This window comes from Rhodococcus sp. EPR-147, from assembly GCF_001647185.1.
In the GTDB taxonomy this organism is placed as follows: domain Bacteria; phylum Actinomycetota; class Actinomycetes; order Mycobacteriales; family Mycobacteriaceae; genus Rhodococcoides.
Genome location: NZ_LVCU01000209.1, coordinates 1 through 9068 on the forward strand (window position 1 = coordinate 1; position 9068 = coordinate 9068).

The 9068-nt window shown below is 64.6% G+C and carries 9 protein-coding genes and 1 tRNA gene; 2 read left to right on the plus strand and 8 right to left on the minus strand.

Translation table 11 applies throughout. The features are described 5' to 3' along the window. The 8 genes from A2J02_RS10395 to A2J02_RS10430 form a co-directional block, all read right to left on the minus strand. The coding region (locus A2J02_RS10395; RefSeq protein ID WP_068049836.1) for an FtsX-like permease family protein at positions 1 to 1062 on the minus strand (1062 nt) is incomplete at its 3' end. Next, positions 1059 to 1811 carry an ABC transporter ATP-binding protein gene (locus A2J02_RS10400; protein WP_068049837.1) on the minus strand — a complete coding sequence of 251 codons (753 nt, stop codon included), beginning with the start codon at positions 1809 to 1811 and terminating at the stop codon, positions 1059 to 1061. The genes A2J02_RS10400 and A2J02_RS10395, both read right to left, overlap by 4 nt. Positions 1812 to 1907: 96 nt before the next feature. After that, a complete protein-coding gene (locus A2J02_RS10405) occupies positions 1908 to 2567 on the minus strand; it encodes a response regulator (protein WP_068049838.1) in 660 nt (219 codons plus the stop codon). Continuing rightward, complete coding sequence (locus tag A2J02_RS10410; RefSeq protein WP_068049839.1) at positions 2567 to 3763, minus strand: sensor histidine kinase; 1197 nt, start codon at positions 3761 to 3763, stop codon at positions 2567 to 2569. Before A2J02_RS10410 ends, A2J02_RS10405 begins: the two co-directional genes overlap by 1 nt. 18 nt (positions 3764 to 3781) lie before the next feature. Continuing rightward, positions 3782 to 4411: a hypothetical protein gene (locus tag A2J02_RS10415; RefSeq protein ID WP_231893907.1), complete on the minus strand. Its 630-nt coding sequence runs from the start codon at positions 4409 to 4411 to the stop codon at positions 3782 to 3784. Between the two features lie 172 nt (positions 4412 to 4583). Continuing rightward, complete coding sequence (locus tag A2J02_RS10420; RefSeq protein ID WP_082898903.1) at positions 4584 to 5567, minus strand: ribose-phosphate diphosphokinase; 984 nt, start codon at positions 5565 to 5567, stop codon at positions 4584 to 4586. Continuing rightward, positions 5564 to 7036, minus strand: a complete 1473-nt coding sequence (gene glmU, locus A2J02_RS10425; protein WP_068049840.1) for a bifunctional UDP-N-acetylglucosamine diphosphorylase/glucosamine-1-phosphate N-acetyltransferase GlmU — start codon at positions 7034 to 7036, stop codon at positions 5564 to 5566. Before glmU ends, A2J02_RS10420 begins: the two co-directional genes overlap by 4 nt. A 52-nt stretch (positions 7037 to 7088) precedes the next feature. Next, a tRNA-Gln gene (locus A2J02_RS10430) sits at positions 7089 to 7159 on the minus strand. Between the two features lie 287 nt (positions 7160 to 7446). Between A2J02_RS10430 and A2J02_RS10435 the strand changes: the two genes are divergently transcribed. Together A2J02_RS10435 and A2J02_RS10440 are read left to right on the plus strand one after the other, a co-directional pair. Next, complete coding sequence (locus A2J02_RS10435; RefSeq protein ID WP_068049842.1) at positions 7447 to 8085, plus strand: TetR/AcrR family transcriptional regulator; 639 nt, start codon at positions 7447 to 7449, stop codon at positions 8083 to 8085. Positions 8086 to 8274: 189 nt separating this feature from the next. Continuing rightward, positions 8275 to 8919, plus strand: coding sequence for a ScbR family autoregulator-binding transcription factor (locus A2J02_RS10440; protein ID WP_068049844.1), 645 nt, complete (start codon positions 8275 to 8277; stop codon positions 8917 to 8919). The last annotated feature ends 149 nt before the right edge of the window (positions 8920 to 9068 follow it).

Sequence of the window (9068 nt, forward strand, 5' to 3'; positions counted from 1 at the left end):
CTGCAGAATGCTCAGCAGCAGGTTGTTCACCATCCCGACTGCCGCGATCACAGCCGAGAAGCCGATGAGTCCGGTCATGATTCCCACTGTCACGGTGAGGACCTGGTCGACGGAGGCTTCGTCGAACTCGTTGACGAGCATCGCCCGGTAGCTGTACATCGCGACCGCGAACGTGGTCACCAGCGTCACCCCGATCAGCAATCCCACCGCGGTGCGGGTGCTGCGATCCGGATAGCGAATTGCGTTGGCCGAGGCCAATTTTGCTGCAGGTCCGCGTCCGAACAGTTTCCCGACCAGCCTCAGCGTCGCGGGCAGAATTCGATAGGCGCCGACCATGATGCCGGTGAACGAGGCGACACCGCCGAGGAACGCGACCAGCACACCCGTCGGGTTCACCATCCCGATCAGGATTCCGAGGCCGAGCAGTGCCACTCCGCCGGCGATCAGCACGATCGATATGCCCGTCCTGATTCGACGCGACCGCGGAGCCTCCACTCCCGTGTCCACGGCACCCCCGGTTGCCTGAACAGGAGTCACGTCCAGCACTTTTCGAGACCCGACGTAGGACGCGAGAGTCGTCGTCAGCACCACGATGACCACCGGCAGAATCACCAGCGGTTGGACGGACGTGTACTCCACGTCCGGCAGCTGACCGGCCGAGACCGCAACGGCTCGCGCGAGATGACTGGCTCCGACACCGAGAACCGAACCGACTGCACCACCGAACAATCCGACGAGGAAGCCTTCCCTGGCTACCGATCGACGCAGGTCACGCGCCCGGGCACCCAGTAGGCGCAGAAGGGCGATGGTGCGGGTGCGGCCCGCGACGATCGTCGCGAACGTGTTCGAGGTGACCACCGCCGCGACATACAGGGCGAGACCGATGAACACGAGCGCCACGCTGTACAGCGCGGTGATGGCAGCACCCTCCATCTCGCCGAAGATGTCGACCAGAAAGGCCGTCGCCTGAATCAACACCACACCGAAGAACGACGCGAGCGAGGTCACCAGCAGACTGGCACCGTGCTCCTTCGACGCCTGAGCCGACGTCAACCCACTCATCGGACGCTCTCCATTCCCAGCATGTAGCTCGAAATCTGTTCCGCACTCGAACGCCCCAGTTCGTTGACGATGTGACCGTCGGCGAGGAAGACGATGCGATCGGCGTAGCTCGCCGCGATGGGGTCGTGGGTGACCATCACGATCGACTGGCCGTACTCGCGCACCGCCGCAGCGAGAAGGCCGAGAACCTCACGGCCGGTGCGGGAATCGAGATTGCCGGTGGGTTCGTCGGCGAAGATCAGATGTGGACGGGTCCCCAGCGCGCGGGCGATCGCGACGCGCTGCTGCTGCCCACCCGAGAGCTGATGCGGTCGGTGGTTCACCCGCGCCTGCAACCCCAGAGTGTCGATGAGCTGCTCGATCCAGGCCGCCTCCTCGGCGGTGGGTGCACGGCCGTCGAGTTCGAACGGCAGCAGGATGTTGCCTCGAACATCGAGGGTGGGAACGAGATTGAAGGACTGGAAGATGAAGCCGACCTGCTTGCGTCGCAGCGTGGTCAGAGCGGCGTCGTTCGCCGAGGTGATGTCTGCACCGGCCAGCATCAGATGACCCGAGCTGGCGTTGTCCAATCCCGCCATCACATGCATCAGGGTCGATTTGCCGGAACCGGACGGTCCCATGATGGCGGTGAACTGGCCACCGTGAATGTCGAGAGAGACGTTGTCGAGGGCGCTCACCGGATTGGTCGAGTCGCCGAAATGTTTGCTGACTTGGAATGCCCGGGCAACAGGGCCTGCTGTGATCGTCATGCCCACAACGCTATGAACTCAGCGGCCCCGAGTAATCAGGCGCGAGTCTCTGCGTCGTACATCTACAGGATGACTTCGGCATCAGTCCCAAGCAGGTCAAGGTGAGTTGAGTCCGTGCTCGAATGCGTAGACCACCAACTGCACTCTGTCACGCAGGTGCAGCTTGGCAAAGATGCGACTGATGTGCGTTTTCACCGTCGCCTCGCTGAGGAATTCCATCTCGGCGATCTCGGAGTTGCTCAGCCCGCGGGCGGTCAGTCGGAAGAGTTCCTTCTCCCGCGCCGTGAGGGTGGCGAACTCGGCCGGCACCTTCGGCACCACCGGTGTCGGCGTGAAATGCGCCAGCAGACCCGTCGTCGCCGACGCGGCGATCACCGAGTTGCCTGCATGAACCGTCCGGATCGCAGCCAGCAGAAATTCCGGGTCCGCATCCTTGAGTACGAATCCACTTGCGCCCGAACGAATCGCTCGCGCCGCACTCTCGTCGAGGTCGAACGTCGTCAGGACCAGAATCCGCGGGGGAGTATCGGATCCGGCCACGATCTGCTCGGTCGCGGCGATACCGTCGAGCACAGGCATCCGAACGTCCATGAGCATCACGTCGGGACGTGCCGACGCGGCGAGCTCGACGGCTTCCTTCCCGTTGCCCGCCTCACCGACGAACTCCAGATCGGGCTGCGAGGAGATGAGCATGCGAATGCCCGCGCGGAACAACTGCTGATCGTCGACCAGCGCTACCTTGATTCGATCGGACATCAGCTGATTCCCTTCGTGGACGAGCCGGCCGCAGGAAGCCAGGCTGTCACGGTCCACGACGATCCGTCGCCGGACGCGGTGCACATGCCACCGGCGAGGCTGGCGCGTTCTTTCATACCGGCGATTCCGTGGCCGCCCGATTCCGACGCCGAACGCGCCGAGGGCACACTGTTGCGCACCGTCAGTTCGATGCCGGCAGAGTCGGATTCGATGGTGACGGTCACCGGCTTGTCGGGGTCGCCGTGACGTAGGGCATTGGTCAGCGATTCCTGCGCGATCCGATAGAGCGCCAGGTGCGCACCGGCACCCAACGACACCGAATCGGTGTCGATCGACGAGTCGATGGTCAGGCCGGTGGCGCGCACTTGGTCGAACAGACGCTCGAGATCGTCGGGGGTGGGGTTCGGGAGATCGCCCTGACTGTGGCGCAGCTGTCCGAGCAACACCCGAACGTCGGACAGTGCTTCGCGCGCGGTGTCGGAGATGGTCGTCAGGGCAGTGTCGACGGCAGCGGGGTCGACGGCGCGGACATAGCGTGCACCGTCGGCCTGCGCGATCACCACGGCGAGCGAATGCGCCACGATGTCGTGCATGTCGCGGGCAATTCTGTTGCGCTCCTGCTCGATTGCCACTTCGTGTTCGGCGCGGGCCTGATGTACTTCCGCGAGCTCACGCGCGTGTGCGGATTCGATGGCGGTGCGCCGGGCATAGGCCAAGCGACCCAGGGCCCAGGACAACCCGAGCATCGCCCACAGGCCGACGAGGAGGAAGGCGAACTGTAGGAGTCGGGGTTCCTGGTAGCCCTCCTCCGTGGCCGGGCCGAACGGATTGCCGTCCACGAACGCCAGGTACAGAGCCGCTATCACGCCACCGGCGACGGCCGACGCGAGCCCGAGGCGTCGAAGCACGTTGTCGCCGTACGCGGCCGAGCAGTACAGAATCGCGAAGATTGCGATGTCTGCAGAGAGGGGGAGTACCCCGCTGACCATCTGCACGACGGCCAGCACCCAGGCCAGTGCCAACGACAGTAGCGGTGACCGTCGCCGAACCGCCAGCGCGACGCCGAAACCGACCAGGACGCCGAAGCCGGCGGAACCGTAGGGACCGTACAGCGTGGACGACGTCATGAGCAGAACGAAGACGACGGCGTAGGCGACGTCGAGCACCTGCCGTGAGATCGAACGCTTGCGCAGCACTCGATCAGACTACGTGGATCAGTTGGTGCGGCGACGAGCCTTCTCGAGCGCGGCCAGAGTCGACAGGACCGTGGTGCGCTGCCGTTCGAGATCCTTCATGCGCGCACGTGCCGGCAGGCCCTGCACGCCGTCGAGCGCGCTGATCTGCTCGTCGACGGAGGTGAGCTGGCCGAGCAACTTCTGCACACGGGACTGCAGTTCGATCGCATCGATCCCGGTGACGCCGGCCTGCGACTTCTTCGTCGGTGCCTTCGCAGGCGTTCCGGACGTCGTGGAGGCCGGTGCGTTGCCCGCGGCAGCGGCCCTGGGGCGCAAGGCTTTGCGGACGGCGGCCGGATCGGGCAGCTTCTCGAGCCGAATGCGGTTGAGCACCTCACGCGCATCCCGAGCGGTGACGCGGTACTCGCGCTCCTCCTCGTCCTCGGACGCCAGCGTCCCGCCCAGGGGCCGCAGGCCGTACATCCCGATGAAGTGCTTGGCCTCGTCGATGACGGCTTCCTTCTCGCGGCACAGGCCACAGCGCGGCTCGTTTCGGAAGTCCTCGACGCTGTCGGTGCTACCGCACCAGACGCACCCGCCCGGCGTCCATCGGGCAATTCTGACCGTAGTAGTTCCAGCCGGGCCGTGGGGAGAGTCTGCGTCGATCACGACGAGTCATCTTAGGTGACAACGAAACCCGCCCCGCACACCCCCGTCTCGCGAGCTGCAGGTTCCGGTCACGGACGTGACGTAGTTCATGCAGAGCGGACGGAGAGTGGGCGGGGCGGGGTGAAACAGACCTGAAGGTCGGGAGTGGAGCCTGCGGAGTGACCCGAAAAGGCTATGCGCTGCCGTTGAACAAGCTTGTGACGGAGCCGTTTTCGAAGACCTCGCGGATGGTGCGAGCCAGCAGCGGCGCGATCGAGAGCTCGGTCAGCGTTTCGAAGCGCTTCTCGTCACTGATCGGCAGGGTGTTGGTGACGACGACTTCCTTGGCACCGCAGTTCGCGAGCCGCTCGGCGGCCGGGTGGGACAGAACTCCGTGGGTGGCGGCGATGACGACGTCACCGGCTCCGGCTTCTTTGAGCACCTTCACGGCACCGGCGATGGTGCCGCCGGTGTCGATCATGTCGTCGATGAGGATGCAGGTGCGGCCTTCGACGTCACCGACGACGCGGTTGGACTTGACCTGGTTGGGCACCAACGGGTCACGCGTCTTGTGGATGAACGCCAGCGGCGCACCGTCGAACGAGTCGGCCCACTTCTCGGCGACGCGTACGCGGCCGGAGTCGGGGGAGACGACGGTGATGTGCTCGAGGCTGTAGGTCGCCCGGATGTGATCGGCGAGCTGGCTGTGTGCGTGCATGTGATCGACGGGTCCGTCGAAGAAGCCCTGGATCTGATCGGTGTGCAGGTCGACGGTGATGATGCGGTCGGCACCGGCGGTCTTGAGCAGGTCAGCGACCAGACGAGCGGAGATGGGCTCGCGTCCCCGGTGCTTCTTGTCCTGACGCGCGTACGGGTAGAACGGCAGGATCGCGGTGATGCGCTTGGCCGATCCGCGCTTGAGCGCGTCGATCATGATGAGCTGTTCCATCAGCCACGTGTTGAGCGGGAACGGATGCGACTGCAGCACGAAGGCGTCCGATCCGCGGACCGACTCCTCGAAGCGAACGAAGATCTCGCCGTTGGCGAAGTCACGCGCGGTCTGCGGGGTGACGTCGATCCCGAGTTCCTTGGCGACCTGCTCGGCCAACTCCGGATGTGCTCGACCAGAAAACAACATCAGGTTCTTCTGGTTGTCGATCCAATTAGGGGTGGTCACTGCTCTTCGCCGTCCTTTTGTTCTTGCCGATCACGATCTGCGAGCGCCGCTGCTTTCGCAGCTTCGGTTCCGGGCCTGTTGTCGATGACCCAGCCTTCGATATTGCGTTGCTTGCCACCGGAGACGGCCAGCGCGCCGGGAGGAACATCGTCCCGAACCACTGTTCCTGCACCGGTGTAAGCGCCGTCGCCCACATGAACGGGAGCGACGAACGTCGAGTCGGAACCGGTCCGCACATGGGATCCGATTTCCGTGCGGCTCTTGTTGACGCCGTCGTAGTTGGCGAAGACGTTGGAGCAACCGATGTTGCTGTGGGCGCCGATCGTGGCATCGCCGACGTAGGTCAGGTGCGGGACCTTGGTGTTGCGGCCGATCGTCGCGTTCTTGGTCTCCACGTAGGCACCGAGTTTGCCGCCCTCGCCCAGGACCGTGCCGGGACGCAGGTACGTGAACGGTCCGACGGTGGCATCCGGTCCGATCACGGCCTGCTCGGCGTGGGTGCGCACGACCGACGCGCGCTCGCCGATCTCGACGTCACGCAGGGTCGAGTCCGGTCCGACGACCGCGTCGTCGGCGATGTGGGTCTTGCCGTGGAGCTGGACGCCGGGTTCGATGCGGACGTCCGCGCCGAGGGTGACGTCGATGTCTATCCAGGTGGTCGATGGATCGACGACGGTGACGCCTGCCCGCATATGTCGTTCGACGATGTGACGGTTCAACACGGAGGTGACGTGCGCCAGCTGGACGCGGTCGTTGACGCCCACCACCAGATCGGGATCGGCGAGCTGGGTGCCGTAGACGGCTTTGCCGTCGGCCTTGCTGATCTTGACGACGTCGGTCAGATACAGCTCGTGCTGGGCGTTCGCGGTGCTGAGTTTGCCCAGGGCGGTACGCAGCGCCACGGCGTCGAACGCGTAGACGCCGGAGTTGACCTCACCGATCAGCACCTGGGCCGGGGTGGCGTCGGCGTGCTCGACGATCTCGGCCACCTCCCCGTCGTCGGTGCGGACGATACGGCCGTAGCCGTTGGCATCGTCCGGGACGAAGGTCAGCACCGTGGCGGCAGCGGGCCTGGGGGCGCTCAGGTGCTCGTCGAGCAGAGCTTTGAGAGTGTGGCCGTCGAGCAGGGGCACGTCGGCGGCGGTGACGAGGATCGTGCCCTCGAAATCGTCGGGCAACGCGGCCAGGCCGCACTGGACGGCGTGCCCGGTGCCGAGCTGGCGATCCTGGACTGCGGTGTGAATCGTGCGCCCGAAGGTGGCCGCGAGGTCCTGGACGGCCTCGGTCACTCGTTCGCGATCATGTCCGACGACGGTCACCAGGTGGTCGGGACCCAGGTCGGCGGCCGCGTGGAGGGCATGCGCGAGCATGGTGCGGCCGGCGAGGGGATGCAGAACCTTTGGAGTCTTCGACCGCATTCGGGTACCTGCACCCGCAGCGAGAACGACCACGGCGGTCTGCACAGGCATTGAGCTCCTCAGGCGGTAACGCGAAGACGGTATGCACGAATGATGTTGCTCGCTCCGCCGCCAGGACTCGAACCTGAACTATCTGAACCAAAATCAGAGGTGCTGCCATTACACCACGGCGGATAAACGGCCAGCGGTTTCGCCAGTGGCCGACGAATCGAACGACTCATTCGTTTGCCGCTGCGCTCCCACTGAGCGCAACGATCCTCGCACGCGAGGTGGTGGTGAGTCGAACCGCGATGAAGATTCCGCCCTCCGGGTCGTTCCTGCAGGCTCCACTCCCGCCCTCCGGGTCGTTCCTGCAGGCTCCACTCCCGCAGGGCCAAACGGATGGATCGGACATCGCTAGTGTGGGGGAGGCGTCGAGTCCGGCGTCGAAAATGCAGGGTCGGTAACGGGAGCGGTTTTCGATGACAGGCGCAGCCTCGGAGCAGGAACGCACACCTCGAGTCCGAATGACAGGAACGCAACGGCGCGAGCAGTTGATCGAGGTGGGGCGCACGCTGTTCGCCGAACGCGGGTACGAGGCCGCGTCGGTCGAGGAGATCGCCGGGCGCGCGAACGTGTCCAAGCCGGTCGTCTACGAGCACTTCGGCGGTAAGGAAGGTCTCTACGCCGTCATCGTCGATCGGGAGATGTCGACGCTTCTCGGCATGATCACCAAATCACTCGACCTCAATCGCTCGCGGATTCGCGTCGAACGTGTCGCACTTGCACTACTCACCTACATCGAGGACCGCACCGACGGTTTCCGCATTCTCGTGCGCGATTCCCCTGCGGCTGCCGAGGACGGCAAGTACTCGTCGTTGCTCAACGAGGCCATCGGTCGCGTCGGGCACATGCTGGCCGGGGATTTCTCACGCCGCGGACTCGATCCCGAGTTCGCGCCGATGTACGCCCAGGCGCTGGTCGGAATGGTGTCGATGACGGCACAGTGGTGGCTCGACGTGCGAACACCGTCGAAAGAAGTGGTTGCGGCGCATGTGGTCAACCTGTGCTGGAACGGGCTGACGAATCTGGAGGCCGACCCTCGATTGACCGAGGAATGAGAACTCGGTTTCGTCTCTTCGCGGTTAAAGAGGGGGTATCGTCCCCTTTGTCGGCCATGAGAGCTGTGTCACACACGGCGTAAGGCTCGATCGGACCGATGCATGTTGGCACGAGACGTAAAGCAAGTCAGTGGTACCGTTCGGGCGTAATTTGCGCAGTGGCAGTTCAGAATTGCGAAGGCGGATCCCATGGTCAGGCAGGCCCGCGCTGAAATAACCCGCGACACCGTGCTCGCGGGCGCAGCGAATGTATTTCTGCGCCTGGGGTACGCGAACGCGAGTCTCAGCGAAATCATCTCTCAGTCCCAGGTCACCAAAGGCGCTCTGTACTTCCACTTCGGTTCCAAGGAAGAGCTCGCACGTGCGGTCATCGACGAGGGCAACGCTCGGCTGACCACTGCGTGCATGCAGTTCAACGACGGTCGCATCCCCGCACTCGAGGCGGCGATCGGCATCTCCTACATAGTCGTCGACCTTTCGGTCAGTGACCCCATGGTCTCGGCCATGCTCCGGCTGAGCCATCAGATCGGCGACTACCGCGGCACCGAGGGCAACGTCATGGCCGGGTGGAGCGATTCGTTCGACAAGCTCGCCGCCAAGGCCATCGCGCAGGGCGACATCGACCCCAACTCGGATTCGCGCACCATCGGTTCGCTCGTACTCGAGATCCTGGCCGGCGTGCACATGGTTGCGGTTGCCACCTCCACCACCGAGGAACTGCCGTCGCGCATGGAGCGTCTCTGGTACTACCTCCTGCCGGCTCTGGTTCCCGCCAACAAGCTGGACTACTTCCGCGAATTCGCGGCGCGTCGAGTCATCCGCTTCGGCCCGTAACTCACGAATTTCTCGCAACGAAAGCCGCTACGTCGTCGCGCAGTCGATCCGGGTATTCACCGTTGATCGCATGTGAGGCGTCGGGATAGAGATGGACGGTCCCGTCGGGCAGTGTTCTCTCGGCCGTGTCGGCGGCCAGCTGAGCGTCG